The 17,823-nt window shown below is 69.9% G+C and carries 14 protein-coding genes; 9 read left to right on the top strand and 5 right to left on the bottom strand.

What is annotated here, in order from left to right; all coding sequences use genetic code 11:
- Positions 1-83 precede the first annotated feature (83 nt).
- The 6 genes from ACFYZ8_RS25305 to ACFYZ8_RS25330 all read left to right on the top strand — a co-directional run bounded on the left by ACFYZ8_RS25305 (position 84) and on the right by ACFYZ8_RS25330 (position 5,628).
- Entirely contained in the window at positions 84-725 is a 642-nt protein-coding gene (locus tag ACFYZ8_RS25305) for a helix-turn-helix domain-containing protein (RefSeq protein WP_359035329.1), read from the top strand.
- Between the two features lie 274 nt (positions 726-999).
- Entirely contained in the window at positions 1,000-2,589 is a 1,590-nt protein-coding gene (locus ACFYZ8_RS25310) for a sensor histidine kinase (protein ID WP_388536032.1), read from the top strand.
- Positions 2,586-2,993, top strand: coding sequence for a roadblock/LC7 domain-containing protein (locus ACFYZ8_RS25315; protein ID WP_306983983.1), 408 nt, complete (start codon positions 2,586-2,588; stop codon positions 2,991-2,993). Before ACFYZ8_RS25310 ends, ACFYZ8_RS25315 begins: the two co-directional genes overlap by 4 nt.
- Positions 2,990-3,421 (top strand): DUF742 domain-containing protein, encoded by a 432-nt coding sequence (locus tag ACFYZ8_RS25320; RefSeq protein WP_359035334.1) that lies wholly within the window; start codon positions 2,990-2,992, stop codon positions 3,419-3,421. Before ACFYZ8_RS25315 ends, ACFYZ8_RS25320 begins: the two co-directional genes overlap by 4 nt.
- On the top strand, positions 3,402-4,022 hold the full coding sequence (locus tag ACFYZ8_RS25325) for an ATP/GTP-binding protein (RefSeq protein ID WP_359035336.1): 621 nt from the start codon (positions 3,402-3,404) through the stop codon (positions 4,020-4,022). The genes ACFYZ8_RS25320 and ACFYZ8_RS25325 overlap by 20 nt, the downstream gene beginning before the upstream one ends.
- A 142-nt stretch (positions 4,023-4,164) precedes the next feature.
- Positions 4,165-5,628, top strand: a complete 1,464-nt coding sequence (locus tag ACFYZ8_RS25330; RefSeq protein ID WP_388536029.1) for a cytochrome P450 — start codon at positions 4,165-4,167, stop codon at positions 5,626-5,628.
- A gap of 24 nt (positions 5,629-5,652) precedes the next feature.
- On the opposite strand, the gene ACFYZ8_RS25335 is transcribed toward ACFYZ8_RS25330, so the two are convergent.
- Positions 5,653-6,597, bottom strand: a complete 945-nt coding sequence (locus ACFYZ8_RS25335; RefSeq protein WP_388536026.1) for an RluA family pseudouridine synthase — start codon at positions 6,595-6,597, stop codon at positions 5,653-5,655.
- Between the two features lie 93 nt (positions 6,598-6,690).
- Positions 6,691-8,091 (bottom strand): hypothetical protein, encoded by a 1,401-nt coding sequence (locus ACFYZ8_RS25340; RefSeq protein ID WP_388536024.1) that lies wholly within the window; start codon positions 8,089-8,091, stop codon positions 6,691-6,693.
- A 1,188-nt stretch (positions 8,092-9,279) separates the two neighbouring features.
- Between ACFYZ8_RS25340 and ACFYZ8_RS25345 the strand changes: the two genes are divergently transcribed.
- The gene (locus ACFYZ8_RS25345) at positions 9,280-9,861 is read left to right on the top strand and encodes a GNAT family N-acetyltransferase (protein ID WP_388536022.1); all 582 of its coding nucleotides are present in this window, start codon (positions 9,280-9,282) and stop codon (positions 9,859-9,861) included.
- Positions 9,862-10,013: 152 nt separating this feature from the next.
- On the opposite strand, the gene ACFYZ8_RS25350 is transcribed toward ACFYZ8_RS25345, so the two are convergent.
- The 3 genes from ACFYZ8_RS25350 to ACFYZ8_RS25360 form a co-directional block, all read right to left on the bottom strand.
- Entirely contained in the window at positions 10,014-11,540 is a 1,527-nt protein-coding gene (locus ACFYZ8_RS25350) for an amino acid permease (RefSeq protein ID WP_359035346.1), read from the bottom strand.
- Positions 11,541-11,804: 264 nt separating this feature from the next.
- Positions 11,805-12,650: a siderophore-interacting protein gene (locus ACFYZ8_RS25355; RefSeq protein WP_388536020.1), complete on the bottom strand. Its 846-nt coding sequence runs from the start codon at positions 12,648-12,650 to the stop codon at positions 11,805-11,807.
- 92 nt (positions 12,651-12,742) lie between these two features.
- Entirely contained in the window at positions 12,743-13,672 is a 930-nt protein-coding gene (locus ACFYZ8_RS25360; protein ID WP_359035519.1) for a 5'-3' exonuclease, read from the bottom strand.
- A 212-nt stretch (positions 13,673-13,884) separates the two neighbouring features.
- Between ACFYZ8_RS25360 and ACFYZ8_RS25365 the strand changes: the two genes are divergently transcribed.
- On the top strand, positions 13,885-14,949 hold the full coding sequence (locus ACFYZ8_RS25365) for a glycine betaine/L-proline ABC transporter ATP-binding protein (protein WP_388536018.1): 1,065 nt from the start codon (positions 13,885-13,887) through the stop codon (positions 14,947-14,949).
- Positions 14,942-17,557: an ABC transporter permease/substrate binding protein gene (locus tag ACFYZ8_RS25370; RefSeq protein ID WP_388536016.1), complete on the top strand. Its 2,616-nt coding sequence runs from the start codon at positions 14,942-14,944 to the stop codon at positions 17,555-17,557. Before ACFYZ8_RS25365 ends, ACFYZ8_RS25370 begins: the two co-directional genes overlap by 8 nt.
- Positions 17,558-17,823 lie beyond the last annotated feature (266 nt).

The following is a 17,823-nucleotide window of genomic DNA, read 5'->3' on the forward strand; positions in this document are numbered from 1 at the left end:
TCTCGGGTGCCGCGTCCTCGGGCGGGGTGACCCCGCGTCGCCGGGCGCCGTCTGTCGTGGTCCCGTGTGCGAGGATCGAACGCATGGGTACGACAGGTGGGGCGGCGGAGACCGGGCGGCGGGTCGGCAGGCCGCGGGCCGCGCGACGGCCGGACAGCGGGCTGGCGCCGCGCGAGGAACTCCTCGTCGCCGCGGCCGAGTTGTTCACTTCCCTGGGGTACGCCGCGACCAGCACCCGGGCCGTCGCCGAGCGGGCGGGCATGCGGCAGGCGTCCATGTACCACTACGTCTCCGGCAAGGAGGAGCTCCTCGCCGAGCTCCTGGAGTCCACCGTCACGCCCTCGCTGGCGTACGCCCGTGAGCTGCTCGCCGACGACACGGCCCCGGCGGAGAACCGGCTGTGGGAGCTGTGCCGTGCGGACGTCGAAGTGCTGTGCGACGGGCCGTACAACCTCGGCGGCCTCTATCTGCTGCCCGAGGTGCGCGCCGAGCGGTTCGCCGGTTTCCACGCGGTCCGTGCCGAACTCAAGGACGCCTACCGGCAGTTGCTCGCCGCGACGGCCGCGGGCGGCGCCCTCGCCAAGAGCGAGCTCGATCTCCGCACGGACCTGCTGTTCGGCCTGATCGAGGGCGTGATCCTCGTCCACCGCTCCGACCCCGACCGCCCCGTCTCGGTCTTCGCGGAGGCCACCGCGGACGCGGCCCTGCGCATCGCCGGTATCTGAGCCCGGCGCCCGCCGCCGGAAGCAGATCTTCATTCGCCACGGTGAGTGACTTTCGTACGCGCATGCGCGATGACTCACCGTGTTCGAGTGACGTCGGAGCGTGTAAATGACCGAGGGTACTCCAGTCAGGATGCCCGTTTCAGGCGCTTGCTGAATATGACACGGCGATGATCCGGTCGGACTAAGCTCGCCCGCAGCGCACCGAGTTGATGTGTATTCGTGCGCTTGTTCCCTATATGTGCGACTCCCCGTCGATACGTCTCAGAGGGCCCACATGGTGAGTGTTCAATCCCCCCCAGGACGCCGTGAACTGCCGTATGCGCGCGTACTGTTGCTCCCCGCCATAGTCATGGCCGCGGCGACCGGGGCCGCTGCCGCGCTGGTGCAGGAGCCGGCCAGGGCCGCTGTCGCCTGGTGCGGTGCGGTCGCCACGCTGCTGGTGATCGCGGTGGCCGCCGAAGCCGTCCGGCGCGGTCGTGAACTGCGCGAGCAGCGACTCGAGCACATCCGTCACACGGCCCATCTGAAGCAGCGCATCGCCGACCACGACCAGGACCTGATCCGGTTCGCCAAGGAGATCGCGCCCACCGCGCTGGACTGGCTGCGCCGCGGAAGTTCCCCCGGAGAGGTGATTCGCCAACTCGGTGAGTACGAACCCGCGTGGGCGGACCTCCCGGAGCCGCAGATCCGGCTGCTGAAGACGGTGCTCAACATCGTCGACACCGAGGAGATCATGCGTGACGCCGCGCAGCGCTCCTTCGTGAACATCGCCCGCCGCGTGCAGGCCATCGTCCACCAACAGGCCAACGAACTGCGGGAGATGGAGGAGGACCACGGCCGCAACCCCGAGGTCTTCGACGACCTCCTGCGCATCGACCACGGCACCGCGCTGATCGGCCGGCTCGCCGACTCCATCTCCGTCCTCGGCGGCGGCCGCCCCGGCCGCCAGTGGCCCGAGCCCGTCGCGCTGTACAGCGTGCTGCGCGGCGCCATGTCCCGGATCCTGGAGTACCGGCGCATCGACCTCTCCTCGATCGCCAAGGTCAACGTCAAGGGCACCGCCGTCGAGCCGGTCATCCACGCCGCGGCCGAACTCCTCGACAACGCCACGCGCTACTCCCCGCCGCAGAGCAAGGTCCACGTCACCGCCACCGAGGTGCAGACCGGCGTCTGCATCGAGATCGAGGACGCCGGCGTCAGCCTCAGCGAGGAGGCCCGGCTGCGGGCCGAGGGCATGCTGGAGCGCGCCAAGGCCGGCGTGGACCTCCAGGACCTGGGCGAGTCGCCGCGCCTCGGCCTCGCCGTCGTGGGCCGGCTCTGCGCGGCGTACGACATGCAGGTCTCCCTGCGGGCCTCCGCGTACGGCGGCGTCCGCGCCATCCTCGTCGTGCCCAGCGGCATGCTTACCGACGAGCCCGGCGTCGGACTCGCCCACGGCATCGGCGCCACCGCCGTGCCCAAGGCGGAACTCGGCGCGCTGCCCGGACCCAAGCGCACGATCAAGAAGCGCCGCCCCACCAGCCCCAAGTTCACCACCCCGGTCTCCATGGAGGACGACGTCCCCGAGGTCACCGAGTGGACGGCCAACGGGCTGCCGCAGCGCCGCAGCCGGGTCAAGACCTCGCTCACCCAGCGCTACGCCGAGCAGGCCGAGATCGAACGCGCCGAGCGGGAAGGACGCCCGACCATCTGGTCGACGGCCGCCCGTGCGCCGGAGCCCGAACCGAAGCCGGACGACACCCCGCCGGGCCTGTGGGTCCAGGCGTTCATGGACGGCCTCAAGCGCCCCACCGCTTCCACAGCCAGTCAGCCGACCGACGAACCGGCCCGTACCGAGGCCGAAGACGAGGGGAACCTCAAGTGATCCAGCAGCGAGGCAACTTCGACTGGATGCTCCAGGACCTCGCCAAAGGCGTACCGGGCATCCAGATGATCGTGGTGCTCTCCGCCGACGGCCTGCGCATCGCCCGGCACGGCGGTGACCCGGACACCGCCGACCGCGTCGCCGCGGCCTGCGCGGGCCTGCAGAGCCTGGCGGGCGCCGTCGCCCAGGAGATCCCGGGCAGCGACGGCAAGATGAAGATGGTCCTCATCGAGATCCACGGCGGCTACTTCTACCTCATGGCCGCAGGACCCAACGCCTATCTGGCGGTGCTCTCCGACATCATCACCGAACCCGGCCACATGAGCGCCCGCATGAGCGATCTGGTCGTCCGCATCGGCGCGCACCTCACCAGTCCGCCCCGCCGCAACGGGCAGACCGTATGACTCCTCCGCAACGCCGACGGCGATTCCCCAAGCCCACCCCGGAACCGGACCCGCAGGCCCCGCAGGCCTCACAGGAGGGCCAGGATCCCCCCGAGGGACCGAAGAAGAACCCCGAGCGGCTGTACGTCATCACCGGCCCCGACGGAGCCGAGCGCTCGGAACTCGACCTGGTCACCTTAATCGTGGCGCACGCCGACCCACCGCCCTCCGCCACGCCCGAGCAGGCGGCGCTGCTCAGGCTCTGCACGGCCCCGCTGTCCGTGGCCGAGCTGTCCGCCTATCTCAGCCTGCCGTTCAGCGTGGTGACCGTGCTGCTCACCGAGCTGCTGGCGGCCGAACTGGTGACGGCGCGCGCCCCTGTGATCCGCCAGGCGCTGGCCGACCGTTCCCTCCTCGAAGCGGTGATGCATGGACTTCAAAGGCTCTGACACCATCCCCGGTCCGCGCACCGAGGACCACCTCCCCCAGACCACCGAGGCCGCGGTGAAGATCGTCATCGTCGGCGGCTTCGGCGTCGGCAAGACGACCATGGTCGGCTCGGTCAGCGAGATCAAACCGCTGACCACCGAGGAGACCATGACCCAGGCCGGCATCGGGGTCGACGACAACTACGGCTCCGAGACCAAGACGGCCACCACCGTCGCCATGGACTTCGGCCGCATCAGCATCACCGAGCAGCTGGTGCTCTACCTCTTCGGCACCCCCGGCCAGGAGCGCTTCTGGTTCCTGTGGAACGGCCTGTTCGAAGGCGCACTCGGCGCGGTGGTCCTGGTGGACACCCGGCGCCTCGAAGTCAGCTTCGACGTCATGGACCGCCTGGAGGAACGGGGCGTGCCCTTCGTCGTCGCCGTCAACACCTTCCCCGACGGTCCCCGCCACCCCATCGAGGACCTGCGCACCGCGCTCGATCTCAGCGCGGACATCCCCATCGTCGAATGCGACGCGCGACGGCGGGCGTCCAGCCGGGACGTGCTGATGACCTTGTTGCAGTTCCTTCATTCGCTGGCGGGGGAGAAGGCGTCGGTGTGAACCGGAACCGGATCCCCGCCGAGCGGTCCTTCCGTACGACTCCCCCCGCGCTCCCGGCGTCGCTCGAACCACTCGGACCGGGGGCAGCCCATCCCTTCCTGACAAACCAGATCAGATCGACCTCAGCTTCGGAGCGACCATCGTGACGCCTGAACCCTTTTCCCCGGCCGGCACGGACGAGCACACGGCCGCCCCGCCCCCCGGCTGCCCCGCGCACGGCATCGGCGTCGGCGGACTGCGCCGGCTGTACGGCCCCGGGGCGGAGGACCTGGAAGCCGTGTACGAGGAGCTCCGGGCCGAACACGGGCCTGTGGCTCCCGCGCTGCTTCACGACGACGTGCCGATCTGGGTGGTGCTCGGCCACAGCGAGAACATGCACATGCTGCGCACCCCCTCGCACTACAGCCGGGACACGCGGTTGTGGGCGCCGATGCAGGACGGCACGGTCAAGCCGACTCACCCGATGATGCCGCACCTCGCCTGGCAGCCCCTCTGCTCCCACGCCGAGGGCGACGAGCACCTGCGGTTGCGCGGCGCGGTCAACGGCGCCATCTCGACCATCGACCACCGGGGCGTCCGCCGCCACATCAACCGGGCCACCCAGCATCTCGTCAACAGGTTCTGCGAGCAGGGCAGGGCCGATCTGGTCAGCCAGTTCGCCGAGCGTCTGCCGATGATGGTGATGTGCGAGATCTTCGGCATGCCCGACGAGTACAACGACCGGCTCGTGGAGGCCGCCCGCGACCTTCCCAAGGGCACCGCGACGGCCATCGAGAGCAACGCGTACATCATGGACGTCCTCACCCGGCTCACCGTCCGCCGCCGGGCCGCACCCGAGGACGACTTCACGAGCCATCTCATCAACCACCCGGCGCGGCTCAACGACGAGGAGGTCAGCCAGCACCTGCGCCTGATCCTGATCGTCGCGTACGAGAGCACCGCCAACCTCCTCGCCAACGTACTGCGGGTGGTGCTCACCGACCCGCGGTTCCGCGCGCAGCTCAACGGCGGCCAGATGACGGTGCCCCAGGCGGTCGAGCAGTCGATGTGGGACGAGCCGCCGTTCAGTGCCGTTCTGGGCTACTTCGCCAAGCAGGACGCCGAGCTGGGCGGCCAGCGCATCCGCAAGGGTGACGGCCTCCTCATGGGGATCGCGCCGGGCAACGTCGACCCGCGCGTCCGCCCCGACACCCACGCCAACATGCAGGGCAACCGCTCCCACCTCGCCTTCAGCGGCGGCCCCCACGAGTGCCCCGGGCAGGACATCGGCCGTGCCATCGCCGACGTCGGCGTCGACGCGCTGCTGACCCGCCTGCCGGACGCGGAACTCGCCTGCGACGAGGACGAGCTGGAGTGGCAGGAGACGATCTCCAACCGGCATCTGGTGGCCCTGCCGGTGAAGTTCGTGCCCAAGCCGCAGCAGGACGTCATGGCACGGCCGGCGCATCGGACCCCGTCGCCACGCTCCAGCGACTGGCAGATCAGCACACCACTGCCGCAGGCGACACCCCCGGAGCCCAGCGTGCCGGTCTCAGCCCCCACGCCCGAACCGAGCAGGCGCCCCGGGGCGTTCCAACGTCTCCTGCGCTGGTGGCGTGGCGAGTGAGCCGACCGGCACCGTGGCGGGTGCCTACCCGGCTGCCCATTCGTCGTACGACGACCAGGCCCGCAGCACACGCGGGCTGACGAACCGGTGCTCGCGTCCTGTTACCGGGTCGGTGAATTCCAGTACCCGCGCGAGCAGTTGGAGCGGGCGCCGGAAGTCGCCGGGCGCCACCGGGTCGGTGACCACGGGGTAGAGGGGGTCCCCGAGGATCGGCACCCCCAGGGCGCTCATGTGCACCCTCAACTGATGCGTCTGCCCGGTACTCGGAGTCAGCCGGTACCGGGCACGCCCGCCCCGGTGCTCCAGCAACTCGACCCGGCTGACGGCGTTGGGCTCGCCCTCCACCTCGCGGGCGGCCGGCACCCCGCGCTCCTTGACGATGCGGCTGCGCACGGTGCGCGGCAGGGGCAGTGCCGGATCGTACGGAGCCACGGCCTCGTACTCCTTGGTCACCCGCCTGTCCCGGAACAGCGTCTGATAGGCGCCGCGTTCCTCCGGCTGAACGGTGAACATCACCAGACCGGCCGTCAGCCGGTCCAGCCGGTGCGCGGCGCCCAGCGTGGGGACGGCCAGTTCGCGGCGCAGCCGTGCCAGGGCCGTCTCGGCGACATGGCTGCCGCGCGGGGTGGTGGCGAGGAAGTGCGGTTTGTCGGCCACCACCAGGTGCTCGTCCCGGTAGACGACGTCGATCGGGAACGGGACCCGCTCCTCCTCGGGCAGCTCCCGGTGGAACCACACGAACATCCCCGGCACGTACGCCGTGTCACGCGTCACCGCCTGCCCGGCGGCGTCCACGATGTGCCCCCCCTCCAGCATCGCGTCGATCACCTCGGCCCCGGCCGCGAGCCGCGCCACGAGATGGTCCCGCACGGTCGCCCACGCGTCACCGGGCGGCAGCCGCACCCGCACCGGATCGACCCCGTCGCGCTGCGGCAGGGGAGAAGGCGGGGGCGGCGTACGGCGTCTCATCACGATCAAGCCTACGACCGGGCGTCGAGGGCGGGAGCAGCGCCGCGGCCCAGCCCCGGCTCACCCTCCGGCAGCCCCGGCGGAGGATCGGGCTCATGGGATCATTTCTGCTCCGTTCCGGCCGGAGAACAGTGCGCTTCTGGTCCGTACGGCGGATGCGCAGGCGAGGGCGAGCCGCTGGAGTTCCGTCACCTCGAAGTACGTGGCCCAGCGGTCGCGCAGCCAGCCCCGCACGATCGTCGAGCTGTCGGCGTAGAGCCTGTCGAGTTCCGGCCCGACGTTGACGGGGTCCGCCTGGTCCGTGCAGGAGCACCCGGAACGGGAGAAGTGCTCGGCCAGCCGGGGCGCGTACGTCCACTCCGTGCTCGGGCGCAGCTTCTTGCGCACGATCGTCTCGGTGCCGTCGTGCACCCGTTCCCGGCCTCCCCGTGCGTACAGACACGTGCCCACCACGAAACCTGCGACAACCCGCTGCCACTGCTCTCCACCGACCGCGCAGTTGTGGCTCAGGCAGACCTCCAGGATGTCCCAGAGCTGATCGCTGTCGGGCAGCCGCAGGACCAGATTGTTGCGGTTGCCGTTCTCCGTGTCGCGTCCCTGGTCGATCAGGTCATGGGCGAGCACGGCGACCATCGTGGTCTCATCGACGATCTCCCGGAAACGCTCGGAGCGGTCGTCCTGGACGGTGTAGATGTGCACCCCGATGTCTGCGCCCCTGATGCGGATGTACTCCTCGGGGCTGAAAAGATCGGGCAGTTGGAGGATTCCGGTCAGGTTGTCGACGAGCTGAACGGCCCCGCATTCCAGCTGCGCGGCCACCACGAGTTCGCCCTCGGCCCCGTGCCACCGCACGCATTGCCGGGAAGCGGCCACCGCATCCCGCGCGAGCCGGCCGATCTCCCGCACCTGTGGTGTCGTTCCCGCGTAGTACTCGCTGATTCCCGCCAGAATGCCCCAGAGGAACGTGGTCCTGGCTTCGAGAGCGCTGCTCGACTCGGGTGCGGTGCACAGAGCGGTGAAGAGACCCGCCATCTCCATCGCGAAGGAGTGGTGAGCCGTATGGCCCACTGCTCGTCGGCACCACTGCTGGGCTCGGTCGACGGAGAGTTCGTCCCGCACGTCGATCAGCGGCGGACTCTGCGAGCTGCGTGTCAGACGGTCGCACGCGAGAGTCAGCAGTCCGCCCGTGTCCCTGCCGAGCAGCGTCTGCCAGTTCAACTGGGGCTGCTCACGGCGCAGCAGGGAACGCACGGTCCGCAGACCGGGGGACCGGACCGCGTCGAGGTGCGAGCTGGGTGATCGCAGGACGGATCGACTGCTGTTGGCGGTCTCCGCCTCGATCGCGTGGCACAGAATTCCGGTCAATGCCGTGGCCTGCGGGTCGGAAAGGAGAGCATCAACCGAGTTCCGCCACTGGCCGGGCTCGAGGACCGGCATGATCTGACCAGGAGAGCCGGGGCTCAGGGCGCCCGCCAGGCCCGCCAGGTCACTCACCTGACGCTCCCTCTGCTCGGAGCCCGCCTCCCCTGGTGCGCATGTGTGGGTGATTCGCCCGGTGTGGCGAAAGGCCGGAAAAAATCCCCCTGTTGTACGTCCGCGCATAAGATATCGAGGACGAGGTAATACTCATCGTGCTGATCTCCCGTCGCGTAATCAAGACCTGGAATGATCAGTCCCTTTCAGGTCCTTCGGCTTGGGTGGAACACGGAGTTGGAAGACGTTCCGAGGTGCTCGGGACGCAAGGGGGCGCGGGTCACGGCCAGAGTGACGTGCGCCGAGCGAGGCGTGCGCGCCCGATCAGTGGAACGGCCCGGGCGACTCGCCTGGAGCAGAGCCATTCATGATGCCCTCCGGGTGACGGAGCCGACCAAGTCCATGAACTACGTGTGGTGTTCCATTCGCTGCGAACGCAGCGTGGCTGAACTCGTGCACGAACCAGGCCTCGTCAACCGCGCGCCCGCCGACCGGGGTGTGCGCGGCGGCAGCCGGGCAGTGCGGAGAAACGGTGGCCACCACCGCCACGACAGCGTTGTCGCAGGCGAGGTCGTGGATCATCCCTACCTTCCAGCGCCACCATGCGTTTCGTCAACTGTGCGGGGCGAGTTGGCGCTGGTGCGAGGTACTGCGGCGGACGGCCGCGAGGGGTGCGTCGGGTGGCAGCCGGTTCGCCGTTCTCGGCGACATTCCGGACGGTCCGGTCGCCGGAAGGCAGTCGGCCGGCCCTCGCGTATTCGCGCGAGTACATGACCGCACCGACCGCACCGGTGCGTCGCGCGGAACGCGTTCCGGAGGCGCACCGCCGACCGTCGCAGGCATTCGGCCACCACCCTCACGGGCCCGGGTGCGACACCGCTCATGCTCGCAATTGACCCTGTCAGCCCACCACTTCGCACCATGCGACGATTTCCGGCCGCGGGAAAGGGGGCGCAGCCCCGGCGCACGAAGCGGATTCCCTGGCCGCCGGATGCACGGCCGCGCATTCCGGCCTGTCGACGCGCTGCGGGTACCACCCCTGTTTGCGGCAGTTGGGAAGCAAGTTCGTCGCGGGGACGGCCTGTCCGGCCCGCGTGCCCCGGGCGCGGACACCGGTCGGTCCGGGGAGCGGACGCGGGGCCCGTGTCCGGTCGCCGTCAAGAGGAAAATTCGTTGGGACGCGGCACCCACGGTTGGCAGGATGCGGTCATGCCGTACCTCACCGGCCCGGTGCTCGCACCCGGCACCCTCGCCGATACCGCCCAGCCCACCCTCCCCACCGACGACGGCCTGCTCCTGCGCCCCTGGCGGCCCGAGGACGCGCCGGCGGTCCACGCGGCGTTCCAGGACCCGGTGCTGCGCCAGTGGTATGCCCGCGGCGCCGACTCCGTGGACGAGGCAGGCGGCTGGATCGAGGAGTGGCGCAAGGCCTGGGCCTCGGAGAAGACCGCTCAGTGGGCCGTCGTGGACGCGGACACCGGTCTGCTGCTCGGCCGGGTGGCCCTGCGTGAGATCCATCTCGGCGACGGGCAGGCCGAGATGGCGTACTGGACGACCGCGGAGGCCCGCGGGCGGGGAGTCGCCGCGCGGGCCACGGTCGCCCTGTCCCGCTGGGCCCTCGACGGCGTCGGATTCCACCGGCTGGAGCTCATGCACGCCGTCCGCAACGAGGCGTCGTGTCGCGTCGCGACCAAGACGGGCTTCGTGCTCGAAGGGACCAAGCGGAGTGCGGTGCTGCATCCGGACGGCTGGCACGACATGCATCTGCACGCGCGCGTGCGGGGCGACTGACGGGAGTACGGGAGTACGGGAGTGGGGAGGGCGGGGTGCCACCGGTGCGCGGCGGCGTCACAGCCGGTCGCCGGCGCCGTGCCGGATCCGGAGCCGGATGACCGACGCCCAGCACCCCGCGCCCGTCTCCCCCACGCCCGCCTCCCCTGCGCCTACCCCACCGGCGTACGCCCCCTGAGTGCCCGCCACGCCGCACCCGCCACCAGCGTCGCCGCCAGGAACAGCACCGTGAACCACTGGAAGTACCAGTGCCCGCCCGCCGGGTCGTACACCTCGGCGCGGGGCCAGGCCAGGTTGACGGTCATGAGGAGGCCGTAGAGGAGGGCCAGGGCGTTGACCGGGATGCCCCAGCGGCCGAGGGAGAAGAGGCGGGCGCCCGACTCGTCGGTGCCCGACGAGGTGAACTCGCCCCGCACGCGGCGGATCAGCAGCGGGCCCGTGACCATCGCGTACGCCAGGTAGAGCATCACGATGCAGGTCGTGCCGATCGCCAGGAACGCCTCCGGGGAGGCGAAGTTGAGGAGGAGCAGCGCGGCGGCCAGGATGCCGACGACCAGGGCGGGGGCGGTGGGCATGCCCGTACGGGGGTTGACGCGGGCGAGGCGGCCCGCGAAGGGCAGTTGGCCGTCGCGGGCCATGGAGAAGAGCATGCGGCAGGCGGCCGTCTGGATGGCGAGGGTGGCCACCGCGATCGCGACCACCACATCGGCCAGCAGCGCCTTGCCGACACCGTCGCCCAGGCTGCTGGTGAGGACGTAGCTGAGGCCGTCGACCGACAGGTGCCCGTCGGTGAGGCTGGGAGCGGCGAGCAGACCGCCCAGGACGATCAGACCGCCGAGCAGTCCGGCCGCGGCGAGCGCCGTGAGGATGGTTCGGGGCGCGGTGCGGCGCGGGGAGCGGGTCTCCTCGCTCATCTCACCCGCGCTGTCGAAGCCGATCATCACGTAGGCCGCCGTGAACGAGCCCACCAGCAGCGCCCCGAACAGGCCGTCCTGCGCGGCGCCCGTGGTGTGGAAGGTGATGCTCGGTGTGCGCTCGGAGTGGGTCAGCAGCAGCACGATGATCAGGATTGCGCCGATGATCTCGGCGGTGACGCCGACCCGGTTGATCAGGGACAGGACACGGTTGTCGACGATGTTCACGACGGTGGTCAGGACCAGCAGGATCACGCCGAGGACCGCCGCGTTCGCCGCGCCGTCCGCCGAGGTCGGTGCCGCGTCCGTGCCGACCAGCTGGAAGCCGGACCAGATCGCCGGGAGCACCATCTGCAGGGCCAGCGCCGCCGCGGCGACCACGACGATCTGCCCGATCACCATGATCCAGCCGGCGAACCAGCCGAAGCTCTGGTTGGAGAGGCGGGACGACCACTGGTAGATCGCGCCCGAGAGGGGGTAGCGCGCCGCCAGTTCGGCGAAGCAGGCCGCCACGAGCAGCTGCCCCACCAGTACCGCCGGCCAGGCCCAGAAGAAGGCGGGGCCGCCGAACGCGTACCCGAAGGCGAAGAACTGGAAGACGGTCGTCAGGACCGAGATGAAGCTGAACCCCGCCGCGAAGGAGGCGTACCGGCCCAGGCTGCGGTGCAGCTCCTGGTGGTAGCCGAACTCGGCGAGGGACCCGTCGTCGGGGGAGGGGGAGTGCGGTGGATCGGGACGGACGTCGGAGGGACTGGTCGTCGTCACGGCGGCACCTGCCTTCGGCGGCATGAGGGCGGAAGAGCGGAACAGCGGTGCGGGAGCTGTATTCCTGTCGGGTGACAGAAATTAGGGAGGGGCTGTTTCGGGTGCGTCACGCAGGCATGTCGAAGTGGATCCCAAGTCCTCACGCCGTTCAGGGGAGGTGCCGGCACGGCTGTGTGGTGCCAGGCCGGCCCTCGGCCCGACCCCGCCGGGCACGCGAAAGGGGCGGCACCCGGGAAGGTGCCGCCCCCTTTTCGGACCGTATGACTAAGCGGCCGGTGCCGCCCCCTCCTGCTCCGCCTCGATGCGCGCGTTCCAGTCCCGCTTGGAGGCCTGCCAGCCGTCCTCGTTGTGGCCCAGGCGCCAGTAGCCGGAGATCGACAGGTCCTCGCGCGGGACTCCGCGTTCGACCCGCAGCAGATGGCGCAGCTGCTTCACGAAGTGCGCCTCGCCGTGCACGAAGGCGCACAGCCGGCCCTCCGGGAAGTCGAGCGCGCGGACGGCCTCCACCAGGGCCTCGCCGACGGGGCGGGAGCCGCGGTGCAGCCAGACGACGTCCACGTCGGAGTCGATCTTCTGCTCCTCCTCGGGGCTGGAGACCTCCACGAAGGCGTACGCCCGGGCGCCGTCGGGCAGCGACTCCAGGGAGCGGGCGATCGCGGGCAGCGCGCTCTCGTCCCCGACCAGCAGATGCCAGTCGGCGTCGAGGTCGGGGGCGTAGGCCCCGCCCGGACCCATGAAACGCACGGTCTCGCCGGGCTGGACACGCACTGCCCAGGGGCCGGCCAGGCCCTCGTCGCCGTGGATCACGAAGTCCAGGGTGAGTTCGAGGTGTTCGGCGTCCCAGTGGCGCACGGTGTACGTGCGGGTCACGGGCCACTGCTCGCGCGGGAACTCCTCGCGGATGCGCTGGATGTCGAAGGGCTCGGGATAGGTGACACCGTCGGCCGGGAACAGGATCTTGACGTAATGGTCGGTGCAGGTCTCCGGCGCGAACCCGGCGAGCCCGTCGCCGCCGAGCACCACGCGCTGCATGTGCGGCGTGAGGCGTTCGGTGCGGACCACCTGCGCGGAATGAGGCTTCCGCGGCTTGCGTCCCGGTCCTTCTGCCATGGCGGCCTCCCAGTCCCTGTGCTTAGGCTTACCTAAGTTAGCATCCGCCCCCCTGGCGATGGCATGCCACTCGTGGAAAGCGAGGGCAATATTTACGCGCCGAGCGTCGCCATCAGCCGCTGCAACGACCCACCCAGCCCCCAGCGTTCTGCCAGCTTCTCCAGCGCCGCCGGATCGCGCGGCGTGCGCGGGACCGCCGTCTCGACCTGCGGCAACGGGACGTCGCCCGCCACTCTCACCACCTTCGGTGCCACGGCCACGTACGGCCGCGACTCGTCCAGCCGCTTGCGCTGCGACGGCGTGAGCCTGGCCTTCGGGTCGTCGACGGCGGCCATGATCCCGGCCACGTCGCCGAACTCGGCGAGCAGCTTGGCCGCCGTCTTCTCGCCGATGCCGGGCACGCCCGGCAGGCCGTCGCTCGGGTCGCCGCGCAGCAGCGCCAGATCCGCGTACCCACGGCCGTCGACGCCATACTTCTCACGCAGCCACGCCTCGTCGGTCAGCTGGAGCGTGCCGACGCCCTTGAGCGGATACAGCACCCGTACCTGCCGTTCGTCGTCCACGAGCTGGTACAGGTCGCGGTCGCCGGTGACGATGTCGACCGGGCCCGTCGCCCGCGCGGTGAACGTGCCGATCACGTCGTCCGCCTCGTACCCGGCCACGCCCACGCGCGCGATGCCGAGCGCGTCCAGGACGGCCTCGATGACCGGCACCTGCGGCGACAGCGTGTCCGGCACCTCCTCCTCGTCCGGGCCCACCTCGTGCTCCTCCGCGACACGGTGCGCCTTGTAGGAGGGGATGAGGTCGACCCGCCACTGGGGCCGCCAGTCGGCGTCCATGCAGGCGACCAGCAGGTCGGGGCGGTGGTCCTTGACCAGGCGGTCGATGAATTCGAGGAGGCCGCGCACGGCGTTCACCGGCGTGCCGTCCGGCGCCTTCACGGACTCCGGAACGCCGAAGTAGGCACGGAAGTAGAGCGAGGCGGTGTCGAGGAGCATCAGTCGTCCGGTCACGCCTCGCATCATGCCGTACGGCACCGACAGCGGCCGTCGCCGCTTAACTCGTCCGGCGGGTGTGAGCATCCTGTGAACTGCGACATCGGTGTGTTTGGCCGAAAGGCTTCGGGGCAGGCGCGGCCCCGGAGCGAGGCAGGTTGCACCTTCAACTGTTCGCGGCCCTTCGTCTCCCCCCTGTCGCCGGGGATCCCCTGTTGTCGAGGAGACGAGAGATACGCGTGTCATCAAGGCTTGAGGCAGAGCAGCTGTACAAGGTGTTCGGAAGACGGCCCGAGGAGGCGGTCGAGCGGCTCCGCGAGGGCGCCGACCGGGAGGGACTGCGCGCCGAAGGGGTCACCGCCGCCGTGATCGACGCCTCCTTCACCGTGGACCCCGGCCAGATCTTCGTCGTCATGGGCCTGTCCGGCTCAGGGAAGTCCACCCTGCTGCGCATGCTGAACGGCCTCCTGGAGCCGACCGCGGGCCGTGTCCGCTTCGACGGCCAGGACCTCACCGCGCTCACCGACCGCGAACTGCGCGCCGTACGCGCCCAGAAGATCAGCATGGTCTTCCAGCACTTCGCGCTCTTCCCGCACCGCAGCGTCCTGGAGAACGCCGCCTACGGCCTCGCCGTCCAGGGCGTCGCCAAGGCCGAGCGCGTCGAGCGGGCCACCGAGGCCCTGGAACTGTGCGGCCTCAAGGGCTGGGAGAAGTCCTGGCCCGACGAGCTGTCCGGCGGCATGCAGCAGCGCGTGGGCCTGGCCCGCGCCCTCGCCACCGACGCCGACCTGCTCCTCATGGACGAGTCCTTCAGCGCGCTGGACCCGCTGATCAGGCGTGACATGCAGGACCAGCTCCTCAGCCTCCAGAAGACCCTGAAGAAGACCATCGTCTTCATCACCCACGACCTCAACGAGGCCATGCGGCTCGGCGACCGGATCGCCGTCATGCGCGACGGCCGGATCGTCCAGATCGGCAGCGCGGAGGACATCCTCGTGCGGCCCGCCGACGACTACGTGGCCTCCTTCACCAAGGACGTCGACCGCTCCCGCGTCCTGACCGCGTCCGCCGTCATGGACACCGACGTCCGCGGCGAGCAGGCCGACTGCGGCTGCGAGAGCGACTGCGAGACCGCGACGCCCGACACGCCGTTCACCGAACTGTGCGCGATGAGCGCCCGGTCGAGCCACCCGGTGGCCGTCCTCGACGGGAAGCGGAAGCTCGTCGGCGTGGTCCGGCAGGAGCGCCTGGTCGGCTTCCTCGGCGATACCGAGTCCCCCCGGGAGGAGGCCGCCCATGCCTAGGATCCCGCTCGGCGACTGGGTCAACGACACCGTCGACTGGCTGCTCGACCACGTGGCCTGGCTCTTCGACTTCCTCAAGACCGTCTTCACCGGCACCTACGACGGGATCGACGCCGTCCTCCAGGCGCCCCAGCCCCTGCTCCTCGCGGGCATCTTCGCCGTGATCGCCTTCTGGCTGCGCGGCACCCTGGCCGGCGTCCTCACCTTCGCGGGATTCGCGTTCATCGACTCCCTCGAACTGTGGGAGGACGCCATGACGACCCTCTCGCTGGTCCTCGTCGCCACGATCATCGCCCTCGTGATAGCCGTCCCCGTGGGCATCTGGGCGGCCCGCTCGAACCGGGTCAGCGGCCTGGTCCGCCCGGTGCTGGACTTCATGCAGACGCTGCCCGCGATGATCTACCTCATCCCGGCGATCCTGTTCTTCGGCACCGGCGCCTCCGCGGGCATCGTCGCCACCCTGATCTTCGCCCTCGCCCCCGGCGTCCGCATGACCGAGCTGGGCATCCGCCAGGTCGACAAGGAGCTCGTGGAGGCCGCCGAGGCGTTCGGCACCACCCCGCGCGACACCCTCCTGCGCGTCCAGCTGCCGCTCGCGCTGCCCACCGTGATGGCCGGCGTCAACCAGGTCATCATGCTGGGCCTGTCCATGGCCGCGATCGCGGGCATGGTCGGCACCGGCGGCCTCGGCGGCGACGTCAACGAGGCGATCGGCCAGCTCAACGTGGGCCTCGGCTCCGAGGCCGGGGTCGCCATCGTGATCCTCGCGATCTACCTCGACCGCATGACCGGCGCGCTCGGCACCCAGGTCTCCCCGCTGGGCCGCCGCGCCGCCGCCAAGGCCCGCGCGTCCCAGGGCGGCCTGAAGATCTGGTCCTACCGCCCCCGCCCCCAGATCGCCGTCATCGGTGTCGTCGTCCTCGCCCTCGTCGCGGGCGGCATGGGGATCTTCGGCGGGGCCTCCGGCGAGGCCACGGCCGTCTCCGGCGGCAAGGACGTCGGCCAGGGCAAGAAGATCACCATCGGCTACGTCCCCTGGGACGACGGTGTCGCCTCCACCTTCCTCTGGAAGGAGATCCTGGAGGAGCGCGGCTACCAGGTCGAGGCCAAGCAGTTCGACGCCGGGCCGCTCTACACCTCCGTCGCCTCGGACAACGTCGACTTCATGACCGGCGCCTGGCTGCCGACGACCCACGAGCAGTACTGGAAGAAGTACGGCAGCAAGCTCGACGACCTCGGCGCCTGGTACGACAAGACGTCTCTCGAGCTGAGCGTCCCGTCGTACATGAAGGACATCAACTCCCTGGCCGACCTCAAGGGCAAGGCCTCGCGGTTCGGCGGGAAGATCACCGGCATCGAGTCCAGCGCCGGCGAGATGGCCCTGCTCAAGAGCAAGGTGCTGGGGGCCTACGGCCTCGACAAGGAGTACGAGGTCGTCGACAGCTCCACGCCCGCCATGCTGGCCGAGCTGAAGCGGGCGTACGCCCAGAAGGACCCGGTCGTCGTCACGCTCTGGTCGCCGCACTGGGCGTACAACGACTACAAGCTGAAGAAGCTCAAGGACCCCAAGGGCGCCTGGGGCGCGGGCGACGGCATCCACACGGTGGCCCGCAAGGGCTTCGCCGACGACGATCCGGTCGTCGGGCAGTGGCTGAAGAACTTCAAGCTGGACGAGAAGCAGCTCACCAGCCTGGAAGCCGAGATCAACAAGGCCGGCAAGGGCAGGCAGCAGGACGCCGTGCGCACCTGGCTCAAGCAGCACCCCGGCCTGGTGGACAAGCTGGCCCCCGTCAAGGACAGCGGCACTCCGGCCGAGGCGAAGCGGCCGGTCGACGTGGCCTGGTTCCCCTGGGACGAGGACATCGCCGTCACGTATCTGTGGAAGAACGTCCTGGAGAAGCGCGGCTACAAGCTCAATCTCAAGCAGATGGACGTCGGCCCGGTCTACACCGGCCTCGCCTCGGGCGACCTGGACCTCAACTTCGACGCCTGGCTCCCGTACGCCCAGAAGAACTACTGGGACCAGAGCAAGGACAGCCTCAAGGACCTCGGCACCTGGTACCGGCCGACCTCGCTGGAGGTCGCCGTGCCGTCGTACGTCAAGGGCGTGAAGACGTACGAGGACCTCAAGGGCAAGGCGTCCCTGTTCGACGGGAAGATCATCGGCATCGAACCGGGCACCGGCGAGATGAACCTCCTCAAGACGAAGGTCCTGCCGGGCTACGGCCTCGACAAGGAGTACGAGGTCGTCGACGGCTCCACGCCCGCGATGCTGGCCGAGCTCAGGCGCGCCTACGCCAGGAAGCAGCCCGTCGCCGTCGTCCTGTGGTCCCCGCACTGGGCGTACAGCCAGTACGACCTGACCAAGCTGAAGGACGGCAAGAAGCTCTTCGGCGAGGGCAACACGATCCGGACCATCTCCAACGAGAAGTTCCCCGAGGAGTACCCGCAGCTCACCAAGTGGATCAAGGGCTTCCACATGAGTGAGGACGAGCTCGGTACCCTGGAGAGCGAGATCAACAGGTACGGCCAGGGGCACGAGGAGCAGGCGGTCGCGGCCTGGCTGAAGAAGCACCCCGAGATGGTGGGGCGGATGACACCGTCATAACCGCTCGGAGAGCACGGTAGGAATTCGGCCAACCACATAGAGCTACGCCATCGCCCGAACTCCGGCGCCGACGAGGGGACTTGAACGGCCCGCGGCGGACGGGTGACCGAAAGTCGGCCCCCTGGCAGTTTCCGGGGGGCCGTTCGGCTGGCGTGAACTGTGAGGTACGGTCGCACGCCGTATGACATCGATGTGACGGCCGCATGAAACGGTTTGCCGAACATGCGTAGGGTGCAGACAACTCATCAGGGGACCCGTCACCGGAC

The organism is Streptomyces sp. NPDC001668 (genome assembly GCF_042893155.1).
In the GTDB taxonomy this organism is placed as follows: domain Bacteria; phylum Actinomycetota; class Actinomycetes; order Streptomycetales; family Streptomycetaceae; genus Streptomyces.

Coding starts and splice junctions, on each gene's coding strand:
- ACFYZ8_RS25305 (WP_359035329.1), top strand. CDS start 84: ATGGGTACGACAGGTGGGGCGGCGGAGACCGGGCGGCGGGTCGGCAGG.
- ACFYZ8_RS25310 (WP_388536032.1), top strand. CDS start 1,000: ATGGTGAGTGTTCAATCCCCCCCAGGACGCCGTGAACTGCCGTATGCG.
- ACFYZ8_RS25320 (WP_359035334.1), top strand. CDS start 2,990: ATGACTCCTCCGCAACGCCGACGGCGATTCCCCAAGCCCACCCCGGAA.
- ACFYZ8_RS25325 (WP_359035336.1), top strand. CDS start 3,402: ATGGACTTCAAAGGCTCTGACACCATCCCCGGTCCGCGCACCGAGGAC.
- ACFYZ8_RS25335 (WP_388536026.1), bottom strand. CDS start 6,597: ATGAGACGCCGTACGCCGCCCCCGCCTTCTCCCCTGCCGCAGCGCGAC.
- ACFYZ8_RS25345 (WP_388536022.1), top strand. CDS start 9,280: ATGCCGTACCTCACCGGCCCGGTGCTCGCACCCGGCACCCTCGCCGAT.
- ACFYZ8_RS25355 (WP_388536020.1), bottom strand. CDS start 12,650: ATGGCAGAAGGACCGGGACGCAAGCCGCGGAAGCCTCATTCCGCGCAG.
- ACFYZ8_RS25360 (WP_359035519.1), bottom strand. CDS start 13,672: ATGCGAGGCGTGACCGGACGACTGATGCTCCTCGACACCGCCTCGCTC.
- ACFYZ8_RS25370 (WP_388536016.1), top strand. CDS start 14,942: ATGCCTAGGATCCCGCTCGGCGACTGGGTCAACGACACCGTCGACTGG.